The sequence below is a fragment of the Nitrosomonas sp. Nm34 genome (genome assembly GCF_900113925.1).
Classification (GTDB): domain Bacteria; phylum Pseudomonadota; class Gammaproteobacteria; order Burkholderiales; family Nitrosomonadaceae; genus Nitrosomonas.
In genome coordinates, this window is record NZ_FORD01000014.1 from 25566 (window position 1) to 46536 (window position 20971).

The window sequence follows — 20971 nt, forward strand, 5'->3', positions numbered from 1 at the left end:
GTTGGAATCAAGTTTACAAAGATATAGTATACAAAAAAGCTGGAGGGAATAAGTTTCCGAAAGATGAATAGGGTTTGATTAATCGGATATTTATTAAATCCTTATGATGAGAACGGCAGGAAAAGTTAAAATAGGATTGACCGAGTTATACTGATTGCGATATTTTGTCTGTGTTTAAGCAAAATAAACCGAACAAACTGTTTTCCTTCGCCCTCCTGAAAAAGTAAAAGAAGAAAGCATGAAAAATAAATCCAACGAAGCAGTTATGACAGCATCCCCACCACAGCCAGATAGTTTTGAAGCAGCATCAACCGAGCTAGAAGCCATTGTCGTCGCAATGGAAGCAGGGCAAATGACATTGGAGGCTTCGCTTTCAGCTTATAAGCGGGGAGTGGAGCTATTGCATTACTGTCAGACTACGTTGCAAAATGCGCAGCAACAAATACGTGTTCTTGAGGCAGACATGCTGAAAGATTTTTCTACATCAGGTATCGATGAACGCTGATTTCCAGGGCTGGGTTAAAAGCCATCAGTTACAAATAGAGTCTTACCTACAAAATCACCTTCCTGCGGAAAATCATGCGCCGAAGCGCTTGCACGAGGCGATGCGCTATGCGGTACTTGGTGGAGGGAAGAGAATTCGTCCATTGCTTTCTTTTGCCGCTGGAGAATTGAACGGAGCAGAGGAAGCGCGCGTCATCGTTGTAGCTGCAGCGGTAGAATTGATTCATGTCTACTCGCTAGTTCACGATGATCTGCCTTGTATGGATGATGATACGTTGCGGCGCGGTAAACCTACTTGCCATATAAAATATGACGAACCAACTGCATTATTAGTAGGGGATAGTCTGCAAAGTTTGGCCTTTCAGTTAATGGCTGAATTCAGTTTGGCAGATAACCCAAAAAAGCAGCTGGAAATGATCAAGCAACTTGCCCAAGCAGCTGGATCACGGGGAATGGCCGGTGGGCAGGCGATTGATCTTGAAAGTGTAGGCAAGATGCTGACTTTGCCAGAGCTTGAGTTTATGCATATCCATAAGACTGGGGCACTTATACGTGCAGCAGTCATGCTGGGAGCGTATTGTGGCGATAATTTAAGCGAAGAACAACTGGATCGTTTGGATCATTTCGCTAAATGTATCGGTCTTGCGTTTCAGGTAGTAGACGATGTGCTTGATGCCGAAGCAACGACTGCAGCATTGGGCAAAACTGCAGGTAAGGATGCAGAGCAAAACAAGCCAACCTATGTCAGTATTTTAGGAGTGAAGCAGGCTCGTGAACTGGCTAAAGCGCTGCAGCATGATGCCTATCAGGCAGTGGAACATCTGGGAGAATCTACTCATCGATTATTGCAGGTAACAGATTTCATTGTTCAGCGTGAGTTCTAATCCTGATTCTTTTCTTTTTACAATCAGCTAACATTTCTATTTAAGTTTGCATGTACCCATTACTTGACCGTGTTAACACTCCTACCGACTTAAGAAAGCTGGAGCGTAAACAACTATCACAATTTGCTGATGAGCTACGTCAGTTTCTGGTTGAATCCGTGGCAAAAACTGGCGGGCACTTGTCGTCGAATCTTGGTACTGTCGAATTAACCATTGCGCTGCACTATATCTTCAATACGCCCTGTGACCGACTGGTATGGGATGTAGGTCATCAAACCTATGCTCATAAGATATTAACTGGCCGGCGTGAAGGAATGGCTAAATTGCGCATGCACGGCGGCATTGCGGGATTTCCGCGGCGGGATGAGAGTGTATATGATGCCTTTGGTACAGCCCATTCGAGCACATCTATCAGTGCGGCTTTAGGGATGGCAGTGGCCGCACAACTAGGAGGTATCAAACGGCGCACGATTGCTGTGATTGGCGACGGGGCCATGAGTGCCGGTATGGCATTTGAAGCGTTGAATAATGCTGGCGTAATGGATGCTAATTTGCTGGTGATATTGAACGATAATGATATGTCCATTTCTCCTCCAGTCGGGGCGCTCAATAATTATTTAGCCAAGCTGATGTCTGGTAGATTTTATGCAACAGCTCGTCGTGCCGGTGAGAGGGTATTGGGCGTAGTGCCACCCGTTCTGGAGTTGGCGAGGCGTGCCGAAGAGCATGTAAAAGGAATGATGACGCCTGGTACATTGTTTGAAGAGTTTGGCTTCAACTATATCGGGCCAATTGATGGGCATGATCTGGATGTGCTGCTTACGACGCTGAACAATATCAAACATCTGGATGGGCCCCAGTTTCTGCATGTTGTGACGCGCAAAGGTGCTGGCTATCAGCCGGCTGAAGAGGATCCGATTTTGTATCATGGTGTGGGGAAATTTGATCCAGCCCGGGGCATTGTTTCCAAACCCGGTAGTAACCCGACTTATACACAAATCTTTGGCGATTGGTTGTGTGATATGGCAGCCATAGATCCACGCTTGATTGGTGTTACACCTGCGATGCGCGAAGGATCGGGTTTGGTCAGATTTTCCCGGGAATATCCGAATCGCTATTTCGATGTAGGAATTGCTGAGCAACATGCGGTGACTTTTGCTGCTGGTGCAGCATGTGATGGGTTGAAGCCGGTGGTGGCTATTTATTCAACTTTTTTACAACGCGCTTATGACCAGTTGATTCACGACGTGGCCATTCAAAATTTACCCGTGGTTTTTGCCATTGATCGCGCGGGATTAGTGGGAGCTGATGGGCCTACCCATGCAGGTAGCTTTGATCTAAGCTATTTGCGCTGCATTCCGAATATGACGGTGATGACGCCTGCCGATGAAAATGAATGCCGTCAAATGCTTTACACTGCTTACCAGATGAACACACCAACAGCGGTGCGTTATCCACGTGGGACAGGCGTTGGCGTAAAGATACAAAAAGAGATGCAAGTATTACCACTAGGTCGTGGAGAGATTCGCCGGAAAGGTAGCAAAATCGCTTTGCTTGCTTTTGGCAGCATGCTGGCCCCTTCTCTGGAGGCGGCGGAGGAATTGGATGCTACCGTTGCGAATATGCGGTTTGTCAAACCATTGGATGAAGATTTGGTGCTAGCGTTAGCGGCTACCCATGAATTGCTGGTCACGATTGAAGAAAATACCATTATGGGTGGAGCGGGTAGTGCTGTGATGGAATCACTGGCAAACAAAAGAATGGTCGTTAAGCTGCTTCAGTTAGGCTTGCCAGATCGTTTCCTTGATCAGGGAGATCCTGCACAAATGCTGGTTGATTGCGGCCTAGACAAAATGGGTGTCATTAGCTCCATCCGAGCTAGGCTATCCGAATAACTGGTAGAGTATCTGTAATGACTCCACCTGAGTGAACTGAAGATTTCTATTGATGTTTTTTAATGGGTTTAATGGGTTTCATGCTTAGAACCAACTTTGTAAAGGAAGGTCTGACCAAAAAGCGCCTACTCGGTCTTGGTTAGTTCTTTTAAACCTGACACATGTTGTTATTCTTAAAGGCTTTCAGTAGCGAAGCAGGCTGTCTCTATCTTTCCAGAAGGAATCACCATGAACAAACAAACTGATTTTTCGATTGCTGATGTACAAAGTTCGTTGGATACCCGGCGTATTGCAATCGACAGAGTGGGTATTAAAGCCATTCGTCATCCAGTCAAAGTAGCTGATAAAGATGGTGGAGTGCAGCATACCGTTGCAGTATTCAACATGTATGTCAATTTGCCGCATAATTTCAAGGGTACGCACATGTCTCGGTTTGTCGAGATACTGAATAGCCACGAACGCGAGATTTCCGTTGAGTCATTTGAGGGAATCTTGCGGGCGATGGTAACCAGGCTAGAATCTGATTCTGGACATATTGAAATGACCTTCCCTTACTTCGTTAACAAATCAGCTCCCATCTCTGGTGTGCAAAGTTTGTTGGATTATGAAGTAACCTTTATTGGTGAAATCAAACAGAATCACTATGCATTCACTATGAAAGTGATCGTTCCTGTGACTAGCCTTTGCCCCTGTTCCAAAAAAATTTCAGAGTATGGCGCACACAATCAACGCTCTCATGTAACCGTTTCAGTACGTACCAATAGTTTTGTCTGGATTGAGGATATGATCAAGGTAGCCGAAGAGAATGCTTCTTGTGAACTTTACGGTCTGCTCAAGCGTCCAGACGAAAAATATGTCACTGAAAGAGCCTATGACAATCCCAAATTTGTCGAAGACCTTGTACGTGATATAGCCGAAGTGCTGAACAGTGATGATCGTATTGATGCCTATGTGGTGGAATCAGAGAATTTCGAGTCCATTCATAATCATTCTGCTTATGCATTGATCGAACGGGATAAATGCAACGAGTTGCCCCATACTTAATTTTGCGCATCAACTAGCGATATTATTCTTCTCCTTGTCGAGCAAAATCACGCAGGCGGAAACCTAATAGCCATAAGGCAGCGAAATAGGCAACAGCGCCTAGGAAGACAACTTGGGCCAAGCGTAGTGCGCGCTCCATTGCGGGATTTTGTAACCAGGATAGATCGCTACCTGTCGCAAACCACAGAGTGCTGCCCATGACAACTAGCGCTGTTAAAATCTTCAGTAAGAATATTGCCCAACCGGGTTGCGGCTGATAAATGCCATGATGGCGTAGTTTATAGTAGAGTAATCCTGCATTAAGGCAAGCACCTAGGCCGATCGCCAACGCTAATCCAGCATGCTCCAATGGAAAGATAAAAGCAAGATTCATTAATTGAGTCGCAGCGAGTGTAATGACGGCAATTTTGACAGGCGTTTTAATATTCTGTCGGGCGTAAAAACCGGGAGCCAACACTTTTACCAGAATGAGTCCAAGTAAGCCGATGCTGTAGGCGATAAGTGCTTGACGGGTCATCCAGACATCTTCCGCTGTAAAAGCGCCATGATAAAAAAGCGTGGCAATAAGTGGCGTAGCAAGCAATGCCAATGCTACGGCTGCCGGTAATGTCAACAGAAAAGTCAATCGTAAACCCCAATCCAGCAGGTGAGAGTATCTCTCGTTATCATGGCTCGCGTAGTGGCGCGATAAGGATGGTAACAAGATGGTTCCCAGTGCGACACCGAGAAGGCCTGCCGGAAATTCCATTAACCGATCAGCATAGTAAAGCCAGGAAACGCTACCTGTCACTAGCAATGAAGCAAAAATGGTGTTGATCAGCATGCTGATCTGTCCGATAGATACCCCAAAAACCGCTGGCCCCATTAGTTTGAGCACGCGCCACGCGCCGGTATCCTTTGATTTCAGATGAAAACGGGGTATTCGTTTGAGGCGTATCAGGAATGGGATTTGAAATGCAAGCTGCAGTATGCCACCGAGGAATACTGCCCAAGCAAGGGCAAGGACGGGAGGATCAAGTAGAGGTGCAAGCCAAATTGCACAGCCGATGAACGATAAATTCAATAAAACCGGCGTAAATGCTGGCACTGAAAATTTACTATAGGTATTAAGGATCCCTCCTGCCAGCGCGACAAAAGAAATAAACAAAATATAAGGAAAAGTAATGCGCAGTAGTTCGATGGTTAACGCAAATTTTTCCTGATCGGCTGAAAATCCTGGGGCACTGACATAAATGATGAGTGGCGCAGCCAACACCCCGGCCAGCGTTACTATAAATAGTGCAATTCCCAATAATGTCGCCACATGATCGATCAGTTCGCGTGTTTCATTTTCCGTACGGCGGTTTTTGTATTCAGCAAGAATAGGAACAAATGCTTGTGAAAAGGCGCCTTCTGCAAATAGTCGACGTAACAGATTGGGAATACGAAATGCAACAAAGAAAGCGTCGCTTGCCATCCCAGCACCAAAGATTCTGGCGATGAGTACGTCACGCAAGAATCCTAGGATGCGTGAAATTAATGTCATGCTGCTGACTGCGGCAAGTGCTCTAAGTAGATTCAATTGAGTGGACGATATAAATAAATTGACCTTATTCCATTTCCAAATCAAACATGCTGCGAGGTCGAGCCACAGACAATATCAATCATACGACAAGGTAAGCGGACAAAGTTGTTTTTGATTTTAAAAATGGAATTAAATAAGAAGATCAGCTTTTTTGAATATAAATAATTCTCTGTCTGATTTAACCATTAGCTGCCCACAATAGCTAAAAGATAAAGCACGGTTGGTATTTATTGTTAAAATATTAAAAATTCTGTTAATAATTAACTAGAGAGGTGATAGAAGATGCTGAAAAAAATTGTCATCATTATTGCAGCTTTTTTTGTCATTGGTTATATCTATTTAATGGTTAAGTATTTTTAGTCTGATAAATGCTCTGGTTATGTCATGCAGCCAGTCTGTCAGTTTTGAGGCTGGTGTGACAATGGCATATCATTTTTACTTGCGTTCATTCTAGTTGGGAGTAAGTTTTAGAAATATCCAAAACTAATGAATCAATGTCCCAATAATATAAAACCCTGACACACCTCATTCCATTGCTAAATCAAAAATGGTTTTGTCGGCTTCACCTTGCCGTATGATGGATACTGTTTGCGGCTCGCCTTCGCGTCACGCTTGATTTAGAAATGGGATTAGATGAGCGATGCTGGACATAATTTAAACAGTGGCGTCCGTGGTATTTGCGATATCTAATGTCTATAGTAGCCGCTTCGCCCTTGTTAATTGGTAAGAGGTGGTGGCGAATCAGGGATTTGAACCCCGGACCAACGGATTATGATTCCGCTGCTCTAACCACTGAGCTAATTCGCCATATATCGCATAAAACGTGCATTTTGCCTTTGGAGTGGGAATGCTGTCAAGATTGACTTGATGTTTCTTTTATATATTTGCTGTATTCCCAGAGATAAAGCATCTGTATAATTCCATCATGAAATTCGATATTGTTGTGATCGGTGGTGGCCTGGTGGGTGCAAGCCTAGTCGTGGCACTTAAAGGAAGCGGCTTGAAAATAGCGCTGATTGAATCGCGCTTGCCTGCTCCATTGCCAAATGATACGAGCTGGGATAGCAGAGTTTATGCTATCAGCCCAGGTAGTACTGCTTTTCTGCAAACGCTAGGCTTATGGCAACAAGTAGAAGATTCACGCATTACACCGGTGTACGAGATGAAGGTGTTCGGCGATGACGGCGCAGCGAGGCTTGATTTTAGTGCTTATGCAAGTGGATTATCTGAGCTGGCGTTTATCGCTGAAAATCGGCAATTACAAACTGCTGTCTGGAAGGCACTTACCAGTATAGTTGATGAGAGTGTGACAGTTTTCTGCCCCGCCCAATGTATTTCGCTTGTATGGCATGAGTCCCGAGTTGATATACAGCTGGCAGACGGTCGCTTGCTACAAGCTGCTTTAGTCATAGGTGCAGATGGTGTTAATTCATGGGTAAGGAAGCAAGCAAAAATTGAGGTGGCACAGCATGCCTATCACCAAATAGGTATGGTAGCCAATTTTAGCACTGAAATTTCTCATTTTAACACGGCATATCAGTGGTTCCGGCGAGATGGTGTTTTAGCATTATTGCCATTGCCTGATAAACGGGTATCGATGGTGTGGTCAGCAAATGAATCTCAGGCTAGCAAGTTACGCGGCTTATCCGATGAAGCATTATGCTGCCAGGTAGCGGAAGCTGCCAACCATATACTTGGAAAATTCCAGTTGGTGACAGAGCCAGTAGGTTTTCCGCTAAATTTTGTACACGTCAAAACACTAGCAAAACCACGGCTAGTTTTAATTGGTGATGCTGCACATGGTATTCATCCGCTAGCAGGGCAAGGCGTCAATCTGGGCTTGCGTGATGCACGTGAATTAGCTGCCATTCTAATGAATCGAGGCTTGCAATCAGATTGTGGTGATTTTATGTTATTGCGCCGCTATGAGCGAGCACGTAAGGAAGATATTCTTGCGATGGAATTTGTAACCGATGGTCTACAAAAATTATTTAGCAGTCCAGACCCTATATTGATTCGTTTACGAAACTTGGGGTTTGAAATTACCAATCGTTTGCCCTTATTAAAAAACAGACTGATGCAGCATGCACTGAGTTAAACCTGGATTCATCAATTGAATGAAATGAAGTGCGCTATTTTATGGGGCAGGATGAGATGCCGCAAAGCGGAATAGTCGCTTTATTCAAGTAGTTATAACACAGCCATGTGCTCGTAAATTAGGTAATCTACCCGAAGCAATTGCATCCAACAGGGGGTGCGGAAATCTTTTTTTAAAGATAAGAATAATCATCATGTTAACACCTAACATCAGCGATGAGCTGAGGAGGCTAGGTCAAATGAGCATACCGAATCCTAATTTTTTAAACAGGAGCAAAATAATCATGCATTTACATCATTTTTGTATGTTTCTACTGTTAGGCTTTATTTTCAATTATGCCTTCGCTGATGAGGCACAGCTGAAAAACATGCTCCAAACACATTTCCCGGGTAGCGAGATCGAAAGTGTTCGTAAAACGCCTTATATGGGTTTATATGAGGTTGTGGTTGGTGGAGAAATCCTCTACACAGACGAGAAGGCAGCCTATTTTTTCGTCGGACATATCGTCGATACTAAAACGCGAGTAAGTTTGACCAGCGAACGCATGCAGGAGCTCAGAGATGCACGTCGGATAGCACTGGATACTTTACCATTGGATCTAGCGATCAAGGCGGTTAAGGGAAATGGAAAGCGCACGCTGATCGTTTATTCTGATCCACATTGCCCTTATTGCAAAAAATTGGAGGCAGAACTTGCCAAAGTAAACGATGTTACCATTTACACACTGCTTTATCCTATCTTAAAAAACTCAATGCAAACAGCAACAGCGATTTGGTGTTCAGTTGACCGGCTAAAGGCCTGGGATGATTTTATGCTGCGAGGGATTGCGCCCACAGGGAAAGACTGCGAAACGCCGTTGAATACACTGCTTCAATCAGGACAGAAAAATAAAGTAAACGGAACACCCACGCTTATCTTTGCTGATGGATCAGTTGTATCCGGGATGGTTCCAGCAGAAGAGATTGAGAAAAGACTCAATGACGCGGGAAAAAAATAGAGCGAATGAGCATGTATAGTTATATTTTTGTACAAGAAATAGTAACTACCCTATTCTTTTTTTATTTTTGAGCCTGAAGTTGTGAGGAATAGTTTTTGGGTAACAGTACCCACATTTTTCCTTTTTGCTTCATTTTTCCGGCCTGGCTTGCTGCTTCCGGGCCGAATCCCCAGAAGAAATCAGCACGTACTCCACCTTTTATCGCACTACCCGCATCCTGGGCTACCATCAACCGATTGAGCGGTTTGTTGCTGTTAGGCCACGTGGTGGAGAGAAAAACAGGAGCGCCTTGTGGTATAGCGCGGGGATCGACAGCCAAGCTTCTACCCGCAGTGAGTGGTATACCCAATGCACCAATTGGGCCGGATAAGTTATTTGGAAGCTCTCGAAAAAAGATATAGCGTGAATTTTGATGCAGTAATTGAGTGAGTTTATCAGGATTTTGCTGTCCCCATTGCTTGATTCCCTGCATGGAAGCATTTTCTAAGGGAAGTTCACCACGCTGAACCAGAAGTTTTCCGATTGATTGATAGGGATGGCCATTCTGATCGGCATAACCCACTCTGAGAATTTCTCCATTTTCGAGAATGATACGGCCTGAACCTTGAATCTGGAGAAAGAATAATTCAACTTGATCGTTGACCCATAAAAGCTCATGCCCTTTCAGTGATGCTGATTCATTCTCAATTTCTGCTCGAGTATAATACGGTACCACTTTGCGTCCTTCTAAACGGCCTCTCAATTGCAGATTCTTAAGTTCTGGATAAACATCAGCTAATTCGATAATAAGAAGTTCATCAGGTTGCGCATAAAGTGGGTAACGATACTGCTGCGATGGGGTGCGGCTGCCTTTAAGCAGTGGCTCATAGTAACCGGTAATTAATCCTTCAGCACTACCATCCAAATTCATTACTTGATGAGGGGTGAAATGGAGCTTAAAGAAATGTTTAATGGTGTTATCAGTGGATTGCTTGATCATGCTGGCTTTTTTGCAGGTTTCCCGCCACAATAGTTGCTTATTTAAAACATTGCAGCTTTGTAAAAAAGCAGTCCACGCTGGCAAAAACATGTCTTGCTCCCATTCTTTTAATTGAGACCAATCAGTGGCTTTTAGCTGACTGGTGCTAGGGGATATGGGGGATACTTGGGGTACAATGGGAGCAGACGGGGCTAATTTGCTAGTGCTTGAGGAAGTGGATGGTTTGGCAGGTATGTGTGCTGGCGGAATAGTCTCTGTTTTGCAGGCTACCAGCAGCAACAATAGCAATGCGAGAATAGATAAAGTTGATTGGCTTTGCATTTAATTTTAATTAAAGTTATATTTTTTGATAAATTCTGACTATACAACAAGCTGAGAGATATGTGGATATTAGCAGCAGAAGCAGCGCTGGCATTGGGATTGTTTATTTTTATCATCTGGTGGACTCTGCCTAAGAAAAAAGACAAGAGCAAGAAGAAAGATTGACTGGCCTTGGAAAATCATCACTCATGCTTTTAGCGTCTAAATTTTCTATAAACTGTAAATGCATCGATCATACCGGGTTATCTAGATCAATGAAGTGATGTTTGATGCCAAATTGACGGGCAATATGTTCTCCAAGTGCTTGCACACCGAAACGTTCAGTTGCGTGGTGTCCTGCAGAAATAAATGCGACTCCTGATTCTCGTGCAGTATGGACATTTTGCTCGGAAATTTCACCTGTAATGAATGCATCGATATCCAACTGGATAGCTTCTTCGAAATGGTTTTGCGCGGCACCGGTGCACCAGGCGATGCGGCGGATTTGTTTAGTTGGTTCGCCAATGATCAATGGTTGGCGTACCAATACCAATGATATTTTTTTACCTAGTTCATTGAGAGAAAGTGTGCGTATAACTTCGCCGTATGAAGCAATGTTTTGTTCTCCAAAGTGACCGATTGTCGCAAAATGGAGTTTTTGTCCCAATTGAGCGTTGTTACCTAATTCAGGATGAGCATCTAGGGGGAGATGATAGGCAAAAAGGCTGATTTCATGCTTCATCAATAAGGCTATGCGACGATGCCTTATGCTGCGCAGTGTTCTATCTTCGCCACGCCAAAAATAACCATGGTGCACGAGGACGGCGTCAGCGTGCATGGCTACAGCCGCTTGCAGAAAATCCATTGATGCTGTAACGCCACTTACTATAGTATGAATTTGATTGCGCCCTTCCACTTGCAGTCCATTTGGGCAATAATCTTGGAAACGCGAAATATCCAGTAATTGGTTCAGATAATTCTCAAGTTCATCCTGTTGCATTTTTTATTCCTGATCACTATATACCTATTGATATTGTAACTCCTGATTAATACGCTGATATGAATAAACTTTGGTTAATTTTTGCACAATCGGTCACGGTACTGCTGGCGATTTTTTTTGTCGTTTCCACGCTCCGGCCTGAGTTATTGCCCTGGACGCCACGTGGCAAGTTGGCGACGGTCAAAGAAGCTGTGTCCGTTGAAACGGCACCCCGGCCTGGTAGCTTTTATGCTGCCGCAGAAATTGCGATGCCGTCGGTTGTTAATATTTTTACGAGCAAGGAAGTCAGGGTGCCGTCACATCCGCTACTGGATGACCCGATGTTTCAGCGTTTTTTTGGCGAGCGTTTTGAGTCCAGACCGAGGCGCGCTTCCAGTCTTGGCTCAGGCGTGATTGTCAGTTCAGAAGGGTATATCCTGACAAATCATCATGTAGTGGAGGCAGCAAGTGAAATCCAGGTTGCCTTAGTGGATGGTAGAAATGCCAAGGCGCGCATCATTGGTTCTGATCGGGAAAGTGATTTGGCCGTACTAAAGATTGATCTGGATAATCTGCCCAGTATCACTTTTGGCCAATCCGAGCAAGCAAGAGTGGGTGACATTGTACTCGCTATCGGTAATCCTTTTGGCGTTGGTCAGACCGTTACCATGGGAATTATCGGTGCATTAGGGCGATCCCAAGTAGGCATTAATACTTTTGAGAATTTTATTCAAACTGATGCAGCTATTAACCCAGGTAATTCAGGCGGTGCACTGACTGATACGGCTGGTAATTTGATTGGAATTAATACGGCTATTTATTCTCGTACAGGTGGATCGCTCGGCATAGGCTTTGCTATTCCAGCAAATGCAGCTAAACAAATCATGGAGCAAATTATCGAAACCGGGAATGTGACACGTGGTTGGCTAGGTGTGAGTATGCAGGATATCACGCCTGAGCTGGCAGAGTCATTTAGGTTAAAAAAAGCTGGGGGCGCCCTCATTGCCGGTGTGCTGAAAAATGGTCCAGCTGATGAAGCCGGGATAAAACCAGGAGATATTCTGCTTGCTATGGATGGAAAAACAGTGGCAGATTCTTCCGAAATGCTCAACCTGGTTGCAGCTTTAACCCCGGGGAAAACAGTGACTTTAACGATATTACGTAATAGCTCGGAAAGGTCGGTTAAAGTTAAAGTGGGTAAGCGTCCTACTTAATGAGCGGGATAGTATGCTTGGATCAATAGCTTATACACGTTTTTTTGCGTGTGAATTTAAATGTTTGAAGCCATATTTCCGAAGAAATAGATCAAAAGAAACAGGATAACCTGAATGAAAGTGGTGCCACCAAATTCAAAAGCACTAGCTGCCTTATACCGTTGGTTCGATATCAATATATTTGCGCTCGGCCGTGAAATGCGGCTTTCGTATTTGCCTCCATTAATGGTTTATGTGGCTGCTGGTATTTCAAGCTTGACTGGAATTGTAGGCACATTTTACGTTAAAGAGCGGTTGGGGCTTTCTGCTGAGTTCCTGGCAGGACTGGCATTCTGGATGGCATTGCCATGGGCGCTCAAAATGCCGATTGGCCATCTCGTCGACTTGATATGGCGTTGGAAGAGCTTGCTCGTCTATCTGGGAGCAAGTTTGATTATGGTAAGCCTGCTCATCATGATCGGATTGCTTGGGTATACCGATACCATGAGAAGTGTTGCAGCACTAGAAAGCTGGTATGTAGCAGCCGCCTTACTTGCTCCGATTGGTTATGTTCTCCAAGATGTAGTGGCCGATGCAATGACAGTCGAAGCTGTTCCACGTGTAGATGCGAATGGGGAACCATTGCCTTTAGAAAAGCGCAAACAAATGCATGTCACAATGCAAACGCTTGGCCGAGTGGCTATCATTGGCGGCAGTGTACTTGTCTCTATTGCGAATGTTGTTTTGATGCGCGATGTGGGGGCCATGCCAGAAGAAGGTAGAACCGCTGCCTATTTGTTGGTTTATAAACTCGCCTTGGTGATTCCATTTATCTCGGTTTGCGGGGTATTTTTTGCGAGCTGGTTGCGGCGGCAAAATATGAGACGTTTTTTGTCACAGGGACTGAATCGTAAAGAGGCTGAGGCATTGTTGACTATCCATACCGAAGCACCGCCGGTTAATTGGTGGATATTGGGCGGCGGTGCAGCGTTTACGATTGTATCTTTAAGTATCGGACTTGGTGGGTTTGCTGCTGCCGAGGAAATTGTTTTTTGTTTATCAATTGTCATCATTCTTTTTCTGATCTGGCGTCTTTCGAGTGAGCTTGATGCAGAAGCACGCAATCAGTTGGTGGGTACAGCTATTCTGATATTTATATTCCGGGCACTCCCTAACCCAGGAGCAGGTATAACCTGGTGGATGATCGATCAACTAGGTTTCGATCAGCAATTTCTTGCCACCTTATCATTGATAGGTGCGGTCTTAACGTTGGTGGGAATGTTTATATTCCGCCGTTTTATGGCAGAACGCTCTATGGCTTATATTATAGGTGCACTCACCATCGCCGGTACTTTGTTGTCTTTCCCAATCATAGGTATGTACTTTGGTTTGCACGAATGGACAGCAGCACAAACAGGAGGAATAGTAGACGCACGTTTTATCGCTATAATAGATACGGCAATAGAATCACCACTGGGCCAAATTGCAATGATTCCTATGCTGGCATGGATCGCTAACTCAGCGCCAGATAAACTTAAAGCAACTTTCTTTGCTGTCATGGCATCGTTTACTAACCTTGCTTTATCAGCTTCTCAGTTGGGCAGCAAATATATCAACCAGATTTTTGTTGTTACACGCGAAGTGAGAGATCCTGTCACCAGCGAAATCTCTGTACCAGCTGACTATAGTGAGCTAGGTATGCTATTAATAACAGTCACTGTTATTGGCTTTATTCTACCTTTTCTGGCTATTATCCTGATTAAACAAACACGTTTCCGTAGCGCTTGAGAGCTGGCTTTACCTTGATCTATCTAAAATTTTCTCAATAAGATTGAGAAAACGCCGATATATGGATTGCTTTATAAGCAATAAAGGCTTGTCAAAAGCAAAACAACACTTTTTTATAATTTTAGGAGTGATTATGGTAAGGTTGAAACAACTGATAATTATCTTTTTTATATTGAGTAGTGATGTTTATGCAGCAGTCGATATTAATACTGCTTCACAAGCCGAGCTCGAAGCGCTGAAGGGAATTGGTCCAGCCAAGGCAAAAGCCATTGTTGAATATCGAAATGAGCATGGCCTGTTTAGTTCGATTGATGATTTGGAAAAAGTAAATGGTATTGGAGCAGGCACTCTTCAGCAAATACGCAGCGATTTGACAGTGGATAAGGGAGAAAAAATAGCAGTTGAACAGAAAGAAGAACCCAATCCATAAGTTAGCGGAGTGATGCTATACCCCCAGACATACATTTCAGTTTCTGGGGGTATTTTTTTTGCTTATTTCACTTCCAAATCAAAAATGATGCGAAGGCGAGCCGCAGGCAATATGAATATTACGGCAGGGTGAAGCCAACCAAGTCAGGTTTGATTTAGAAATGGAATTATTCTGATTCTTTGGACATTTATCTTTAATGACATATGCGATAATTAATCCTCTAGCAAAAATTGCATTGTCTATGTTCAAAACAATTGAAGATTTTGTTGGTAGTACCCCCTTAGTGGAGCTTAAACGGATCCCTGGGAAAACCAGTAATACTATTCTGGCTAAGCTTGAGGGAAATAACCCGGCTGGATCAGTGAAAGATCGGCCAGCGCTTTCTATGATTAAGCACGCGCAAAAACGAGGTGATATCCAGCCAGGTGATACTTTAATTGAAGCTACGAGTGGCAATACTGGTATTGCCTTGTCGATGGCGGCGGCCATGATGGGTTATCGGATGATTCTTGTTATGCCGGAAAATTTGAGTATAGAACGCCGGCAAGCAATGAGCGCGTTTGGCGCTGAAATTATATTAACCCCTAAGGAAGGAGGCATGGAAAATGCACGTGATATTGCTGAAAAAATGTGTGAAGAAGGTAGGGGGGTGATTCTTGATCAGTTTGCTAATCCCGATAATCCGTTAGCTCATTATGAGGGTACCGCTCCAGAAATCTGGCGTGATACGGATGGAAAAATAACTCATTTTGTAAGTAGCATGGGTACCACAGGTACAATCATGGGATGCGCTCGCTATTTTTCAGAAAAGAAATCATCTATTGAAATTATTGGAGTTCAACCGGAAGAAGGATCGCAGATTCCGGGGATTCGTAAGTGGCCAGAAAACTACTTGCCAAAAATATATGATCCTAAACGGGTGGGCCGCATCATACTGGTTTCTCAGTATGAAGCTGAGGCTATGACTCGGCGTTTGGCACGCGAAGAAGGTATCTTTGCGGGAATCTCGTCAGGTGGGGCACTAGCTGCAGCGCTTAAAGTTTCTGCAGAGCTAGATAATGCAGTGATTGTTTTTATTGTATGCGACCGCGGCGATCGCTATTTATCTACCAGCGTTTTCAATTAAAAAACCAGATTTGACCAATGTACTATTAAACAAGAAGAATGGCTATTTTGGCTATCCTTTTTAGTTTATGGAGATGCAGTAACTAATTCATCTCTTTTGCCTGGGGGAGCTAATAGCTACTGAAGCAAGCTGATAAACAATTTATAAATATTAATGGACACCTCTAAAAATTCAGAGTTTAAACAAAACGAAGCGAGAGCAACAAATATGGGCGCTGCATACGATTGATATGTAATCCCATTTCTATTTCATAATTGAATTTATAATCCAAGGCCATGCAACGATGGAATGGACACATTCACGATCTTTTTTCATGTCGCGCATTGCTGCTTCCTAGTGATTTTCAAGTGTATCAAAGCTATTGATACACGGTTATGGAATGATTTCTCCCGTAGCTCATCCCAATATTCTCTACAGGATTGAGCTCTGGTGAGTAAGGTGGCAGCCTCAAATAAGCGCAGATTGTGTGGAAGCTTAAGGGTGTAACTACGATGCCATCCTGCCCCATCGAGCGCCAGAACCATTCTGTCATTGGAATAGCGCGACGCTGCCTCATCCAGAAATAGCTGCCTGCAATCGCTATTAACCTGAGGCAGGATAAGCGTGTCCAAGTTCACCATACTCCTTTTCATAAGTCGCTTCTATTATTGCACCTATGAAATAGAAATGGAATAAGGAAACATTTTCTGCGAAAAACAATGTATTGTAAAGAAATAGAAATTTTTTAGAGGTCCCTTAATGTAAAAATACCCAGAGTTGTGATTACATAATTAGTCTCGTCATTATTTATGATACGGCTGACATCAAACAAGATAAATCCTAAGAAAAGCAATATTGTAGCGGCAGAGATTACAAGCGATACAGCGGATATCGCAAAGAATAAATGAGCCAGTGGAGCAAGAATCATCATGGAACTATGCAAAAAGCTATAGTCTCTACGAGTTACAGTAGAGATTCCTGCCCAAGTAAAAAAGATAATACCCACTCCGACTGTTGCTGTGCCAATCAATTGCATGCCATTGCTAAAATTTAATGCATATTAATTACTCGAAAAGATTGACAATGCCATCCAGTCCCACAAAATTAATGGAATAGGTTGCTTTCTCTTGTAAAACGGGTTTGGCGTGGTAAGCAATACCAATACCTGCAGATTCCAGCATTTTTATATCATTGGCGCCATCGCCCACCGCAATAACTTGTTCCTTGTTTAGACCTAGCTCATCTCGGATACGCTTTAACACTTCAGCTTTTCCCTCGGCGCCAATAATATTACCAAGCACTTGGCCAGTTAATTTTTTATCCTTGATTTCCAATGTATTTGCAAAGGCATAATCTAACCCAAGCTCTGTTTTGACTCTATCAGTGAAGAAGGTGAAACCACCTGAGATTACCATGGTCTTGATACCTACTGCTTGCATGCGCTGTAATAGTTTATTTGCGCCAGGGTTTGATTTAACTTTTTCATCATAAACTTTTTGCAGCGCTTCTTGCGGTAATCCTTCTAGAAGTGCTGTACGCCGAATCAGGCTTTCAGCGAAATCAATTTCGCCTCGCATGGTGCTCTGCGTAATTTCTGCAACTTGGGGCTTGACATTGTTCATACCAGCCATTTCGTCAATTGATTCAATGGCGATGAGGGTAGAGTCCATATCCATTGCAATTAGCCCAAAATTAGTTAACTTTGTTCCGCTCGGAACAAAAGCAAAATCGAGTTTTACTTCAGAGCAGTATTCAGGAATATCGGGATGAGGATTGGCATTGGCTAAGCGGAACGCTTGCCCGGTAATACGTTCAATATGGCTAGCTTGTGCGAGTTTTGCAACTGCTCGCAGGTCGCTGTTTTCAACTTCTAGTCCTTGAATGATGAGGTTCATGGTGTATCCGAATTATTATTAATTATTGATAGTGATGTTAATAAAGCAAGCGTAAAGCAGGGTACTCCAGATGGTGTAGTTCCATTTTAAATCAAAACTGACTTGGTCGGCTTTATTGGTCGGCTTTACTTTGCCGTGTGATTGATACCGCCTGCGGCTCGCCTTCGTGTCATTTTTGATTTAGAAATGAAAAAATGAAATACCTTGCTTTGCACTTGCTTTTTAATTAGGAATTAATTTTAAGGTGGAAAGTTTATCCCAGTTATACCCGGTTGCTTATTTTGACTTTATACATTAAGTACAGCGATAATCCATGCAAATTTATTTATGAAATTCTTCCATCTTAAAATAATTAACAAGGAGTAGAAAGTGGATTTTACAATCAAACTCTGCGCCCCAGAAAAACAGCGCGGGGCCTGTATCGTGGTGGGTGTATTTGAATCACGCAAATTGACCGAGCCTGCCAAAAGCTTGGATGATGCTTCTAAAGGCGTCATCAGCAACATTTTGCGCCAAGGTGATATGGAGGGTAAAGCTAATACAACTTTACTGTTACACAACGTTCCTGGCATTACAAGTAAGCGCGTGCTGTTGGTGGGATTAGGTAAAGAGAAAGAGTTCAATGATAAGGCGTATCAACAAGCAGTTTTAGCCACATTCAAAGCGTTATCTCAAACATCTGCTCCAGATGCTACCCTCTTCTTGTCGGATATTCCAATAAAAGAGCGGAATATTGCATGGAAAATTACTCAGACCGTGATTCTGGGGGCGGAAAGTACTTATCGTTTTGATCGCCTTAAAAGTAAACCAGAGAAAGAGCAGCCTGCTCTTGGTAAAATTACGATAAATGTGAATGATCAAGCATCGCTTCAAGCTGGAGAGAAAGCATTACAGCAGGGCCTTGCAATTGCGCGTGGTATAAAAGTAGCTAAGGATCTTGGCAATCTTGCGCCCAATATCTGTACTCCGACATATCTTGCTGAGCAAGCTATCGATATGGCTAAAGCCTATGATCTTAAGGTTTCTGTGCTAGGACAGAAAGAGATGGAAAAAGCGGGTATGGGTGCATTGCTTGCTGTTTCACGTGGAAGTCATCAGCCTGCCAAATTAATCGTGCTGGAGTACCGCGGCTTGGCAAAAATGGAAAAACCTATTGTGCTAGTCGGTAAAGGCGTCACTTTTGATACAGGGGGTATTTCATTAAAGCCTGCAGCTGAAATGGATGAGATGAAATTCGATATGAGTGGCGCAGGCAGTGTGTTGGGCACATTAACAGCGGTAGCAGAAATGAAGCTTCCTCTCAATATCGTCGGTATTATTCCAGCGACTGAGAATATGCCTGGTGGTAATGCGAGCAAACCAGGGGATGTGGTGACAAGCATGTCTGGCCAAACAATTGAAATTCTGAATACTGATGCTGAGGGGCGGCTGATTTTATGTGATGCGCTGACTTATGCTGAACGGTATAAACCTGATGCCGTAATAGATATCGCGACCCTGACTGGAGCTTGCGTCATTGCACTGGGACATATAGCATCTGGTTTAATGAGTAATAATGACCAATTGGCCCAGGAATTGTTACAGGCTTCCCAATTGGCGTTGGATCGTGCTTGGCAGTTGCCGCTGTGGGATGATTATCAGGAGCTGTTGAAAAGCAACTTTGCAGATATGGCAAATATTGGTGGACGCTCAGCAGGAACAATTTCGGCCGCCTGCTTTTTGTCACGCTTTACAGCAAAATATCCTTGGGCACATCTGGATATTGCCGGTACGGCCTGGAGAAGTGGGAAGGAAAAAGGGTCGACTGGTCGTCCGGTCCCGCTTTTAACACAATTTTTAATTTCGCGTGCGAATAGATAAAATAAGCATTTAAATAAACAATGCCACAAATTGATTTTTATTCGGGGGCATCCGATAAATTATTGGTTGCATGCAGGCTAAGTGAAAAAGTAATTCAACAGGCGGCTAAAATAATGGTTTATATCCCAGATTCGTCGCTTCTGAATCAACTCGATAAATTGCTCTGGACCTTCTCTCCCATCAGCTTTATTCCGCATTGTCACGGGGATGACAAAATAGCCAATGTGACACCGGTAATATTAATTAGTAATAGCGAAGAAATTCAGCAGATTGGGTCTTATGAGGTATTGCTTAACCTGCATGATGAAGTACCTCCAGTTTATGATCACTTTCAAAGAGTCATCGAAATCGTTGAAAATGTGCCCGAGGACAAGAAGGTTGCTCGCAAACGTTATCGTTTTTATCAGGAGCAGGGGCTCAGTGTACATCATTATAAACTTGATCAGAGTCAGCATTGATCGATACCAGAACGATGAAGTCAATCGGAAAAAAATGGCATGGAGAAACCAAGAGATTCTAAGGTTGATTGAAAAAAAGCTTGCTTGGCTCTCGAATGCGAATTAAGCGCTGAAATAGAAGCCAGTTCATCAATAACTTTAAACTATTGAGGAAGGTACCCGCCAACCTTAATAAATTATAATAACGGATGCACCGGCAAGACCGATTAATAACGATTTGTCTCTATGTTCACAAGCATTATCAGGGATATTCTTTGCTTTATAGCCAAAGAATGAGTAATTACGTGAATTGAAGTTTTAGCGATAAAGAAATCACTGCTCTCTACCTGTTCGGTGTGGTGGACAGGTAGAGAGCGATCAAGAGTATTTATGAGTATGCGGATCATCATTTACGCGCTTAGTCTGCACGACTTGCGAGTGATGTTGCTTGCTTATGTTCAGCGCTTTAATCGGTTAGCCGATGTATTTGATCAGATTCAACCACAATTGCACAGTAATAACTGTATGATGATAAAGCTTATCAGCGGCCTGAAGCTGAAGAGGCCAGACAAGCTTGGAATATGATCGTCTTGACATCGGTTAGAAACAAAAAAGAACCACCACACTATCCGGTATCACAGGATCAACGGTGCCTGCAGCGGTTCACTAGCAGGCTTTTGAGAAACTATCTGCATTGCCACTGCGATATTAAAAACAGGTTTAAAATGAAAAACAAATTCAAGATACTGATTTATCAGCTATAAACACCGTTTTTTGACTGTGTTTACTCATCATTATCATCGAGTACCTCTGCCTCCAGTACATTTTTCAACAACTTGCTACCACCCAATATAGTTTTTTTCTTATTCTATTTTAAATGAGAACTAATTTTGTCGGCCTTTGTCGGCTTCACCTTGCCGTATGATTGATGCTGTCTGCGGCTCGCCTGCGCGCCATTTTTGATTGAGAAATAGAATGACTAAAAGTGTTATACATTCACTGTAGGGACTGCTAAATGC

General features: G+C 43.4%; 19 protein-coding genes and 1 tRNA gene. 13 read left to right on the forward strand and 7 right to left on the reverse strand.

Annotated elements, in window-relative coordinates:
* Positions 1 to 238: 238 nt before the first annotated feature.
* The 4 genes from BM283_RS07875 to folE2 all read left to right on the forward strand — a co-directional run bounded on the left by BM283_RS07875 (position 239) and on the right by folE2 (position 4327).
* Complete coding sequence (locus BM283_RS07875) at positions 239 to 505, forward strand: exodeoxyribonuclease VII small subunit (RefSeq protein WP_254776279.1); 267 nt, start codon at positions 239 to 241, stop codon at positions 503 to 505.
* The gene (locus tag BM283_RS07880; RefSeq protein WP_090691763.1) at positions 495 to 1388 is read left to right on the forward strand and encodes a polyprenyl synthetase family protein; all 894 of its coding nucleotides are present in this window, start codon (positions 495 to 497) and stop codon (positions 1386 to 1388) included. Before BM283_RS07875 ends, BM283_RS07880 begins: the two co-directional genes overlap by 11 nt.
* A 50-nt stretch (positions 1389 to 1438) precedes the next feature.
* Positions 1439 to 3283, forward strand: coding sequence for a 1-deoxy-D-xylulose-5-phosphate synthase (gene dxs, locus BM283_RS07885; protein ID WP_090691766.1), 1845 nt, complete (start codon positions 1439 to 1441; stop codon positions 3281 to 3283).
* A gap of 228 nt (positions 3284 to 3511) precedes the next feature.
* Entirely contained in the window at positions 3512 to 4327 is an 816-nt protein-coding gene (gene folE2 / locus BM283_RS07890) for a GTP cyclohydrolase FolE2 (RefSeq protein WP_046851264.1), read from the forward strand.
* 22 nt (positions 4328 to 4349) lie between these two features.
* Here folE2 and murJ read toward each other — a convergent pair whose 3' ends face one another.
* Together murJ and BM283_RS07900 are read right to left on the reverse strand one after the other, a co-directional pair.
* Positions 4350 to 5888, reverse strand: a complete 1539-nt coding sequence (murJ, locus tag BM283_RS07895) for a murein biosynthesis integral membrane protein MurJ (RefSeq protein WP_090691769.1) — start codon at positions 5886 to 5888, stop codon at positions 4350 to 4352.
* Between the two features lie 734 nt (positions 5889 to 6622).
* Positions 6623 to 6698, reverse strand: a tRNA-Met gene (locus BM283_RS07900).
* Positions 6699 to 6816: 118 nt separating this feature from the next.
* Here BM283_RS07900 and BM283_RS07905 point away from each other — a divergent pair.
* Together BM283_RS07905 and BM283_RS07910 are read left to right on the forward strand one after the other, a co-directional pair.
* Entirely contained in the window at positions 6817 to 7989 is a 1173-nt protein-coding gene (locus BM283_RS07905; protein WP_090691772.1) for a UbiH/UbiF family hydroxylase, read from the forward strand.
* A gap of 283 nt (positions 7990 to 8272) precedes the next feature.
* Positions 8273 to 8986 carry a DsbC family protein gene (locus BM283_RS07910; protein ID WP_090691775.1) on the forward strand — a complete coding sequence of 238 codons (714 nt, stop codon included), beginning with the start codon at positions 8273 to 8275 and terminating at the stop codon, positions 8984 to 8986.
* Positions 8987 to 9047: 61 nt separating this feature from the next.
* Here BM283_RS07910 and BM283_RS07915 read toward each other — a convergent pair whose 3' ends face one another.
* Both BM283_RS07915 and BM283_RS07920 read right to left on the reverse strand, forming a co-directional pair.
* Positions 9048 to 10286: a murein transglycosylase A gene (locus BM283_RS07915; protein WP_090691778.1), complete on the reverse strand. Its 1239-nt coding sequence runs from the start codon at positions 10284 to 10286 to the stop codon at positions 9048 to 9050.
* 232 nt (positions 10287 to 10518) lie between these two features.
* On the reverse strand, positions 10519 to 11265 hold the full coding sequence (locus BM283_RS07920) for a Nif3-like dinuclear metal center hexameric protein (RefSeq protein ID WP_090691780.1): 747 nt from the start codon (positions 11263 to 11265) through the stop codon (positions 10519 to 10521).
* 59 nt (positions 11266 to 11324) lie between these two features.
* Between BM283_RS07920 and BM283_RS07925 the strand changes: the two genes are divergently transcribed.
* From BM283_RS07925 to cysM, 4 genes are all read left to right on the forward strand, one after another.
* The gene (locus BM283_RS07925; protein ID WP_090691782.1) at positions 11325 to 12458 is read left to right on the forward strand and encodes a Do family serine endopeptidase; all 1134 of its coding nucleotides are present in this window, start codon (positions 11325 to 11327) and stop codon (positions 12456 to 12458) included.
* 114 nt (positions 12459 to 12572) lie between these two features.
* Positions 12573 to 14225, forward strand: a complete 1653-nt coding sequence (locus BM283_RS07930) for an MFS transporter (RefSeq protein ID WP_090691785.1) — start codon at positions 12573 to 12575, stop codon at positions 14223 to 14225.
* An 88-nt stretch (positions 14226 to 14313) separates the two neighbouring features.
* The gene (locus tag BM283_RS07935) at positions 14314 to 14655 is read left to right on the forward strand and encodes a ComEA family DNA-binding protein (protein ID WP_368086413.1); all 342 of its coding nucleotides are present in this window, start codon (positions 14314 to 14316) and stop codon (positions 14653 to 14655) included.
* 241 nt (positions 14656 to 14896) lie between these two features.
* Positions 14897 to 15781 (forward strand): cysteine synthase CysM, encoded by an 885-nt coding sequence (gene cysM, locus BM283_RS07940; RefSeq protein WP_090691788.1) that lies wholly within the window; start codon positions 14897 to 14899, stop codon positions 15779 to 15781.
* Between the two features lie 311 nt (positions 15782 to 16092).
* Here cysM and BM283_RS07945 read toward each other — a convergent pair whose 3' ends face one another.
* The 3 genes from BM283_RS07945 to serB form a co-directional block, all read right to left on the reverse strand.
* Positions 16093 to 16392, reverse strand: coding sequence for a hypothetical protein (locus tag BM283_RS07945; protein WP_139225221.1), 300 nt, complete (start codon positions 16390 to 16392; stop codon positions 16093 to 16095).
* 113 nt (positions 16393 to 16505) lie between these two features.
* Positions 16506 to 16796 carry a Bax inhibitor-1 family protein gene (locus tag BM283_RS07950; protein WP_090691792.1) on the reverse strand — a complete coding sequence of 97 codons (291 nt, stop codon included), beginning with the start codon at positions 16794 to 16796 and terminating at the stop codon, positions 16506 to 16508.
* 28 nt (positions 16797 to 16824) lie between these two features.
* The gene (gene serB, locus BM283_RS07955) at positions 16825 to 17655 is read right to left on the reverse strand and encodes a phosphoserine phosphatase SerB (RefSeq protein ID WP_090691795.1); all 831 of its coding nucleotides are present in this window, start codon (positions 17653 to 17655) and stop codon (positions 16825 to 16827) included.
* 369 nt (positions 17656 to 18024) lie between these two features.
* Between serB and BM283_RS07960 the strand changes: the two genes are divergently transcribed.
* The 3 genes from BM283_RS07960 (at position 18025) to BM283_RS07970 (ending at position 20537) form a co-directional block, all read left to right on the forward strand.
* On the forward strand, positions 18025 to 19515 hold the full coding sequence (locus BM283_RS07960) for a leucyl aminopeptidase (RefSeq protein WP_090691798.1): 1491 nt from the start codon (positions 18025 to 18027) through the stop codon (positions 19513 to 19515).
* Positions 19516 to 19535: 20 nt separating this feature from the next.
* Complete coding sequence (locus BM283_RS07965) at positions 19536 to 19973, forward strand: DNA polymerase III subunit chi (protein ID WP_090691799.1); 438 nt, start codon at positions 19536 to 19538, stop codon at positions 19971 to 19973.
* Positions 19974 to 20342: 369 nt separating this feature from the next.
* Positions 20343 to 20537 (forward strand): hypothetical protein, encoded by a 195-nt coding sequence (locus tag BM283_RS07970; RefSeq protein ID WP_090691802.1) that lies wholly within the window; start codon positions 20343 to 20345, stop codon positions 20535 to 20537.
* The last annotated feature ends 434 nt before the right edge of the window (positions 20538 to 20971 follow it).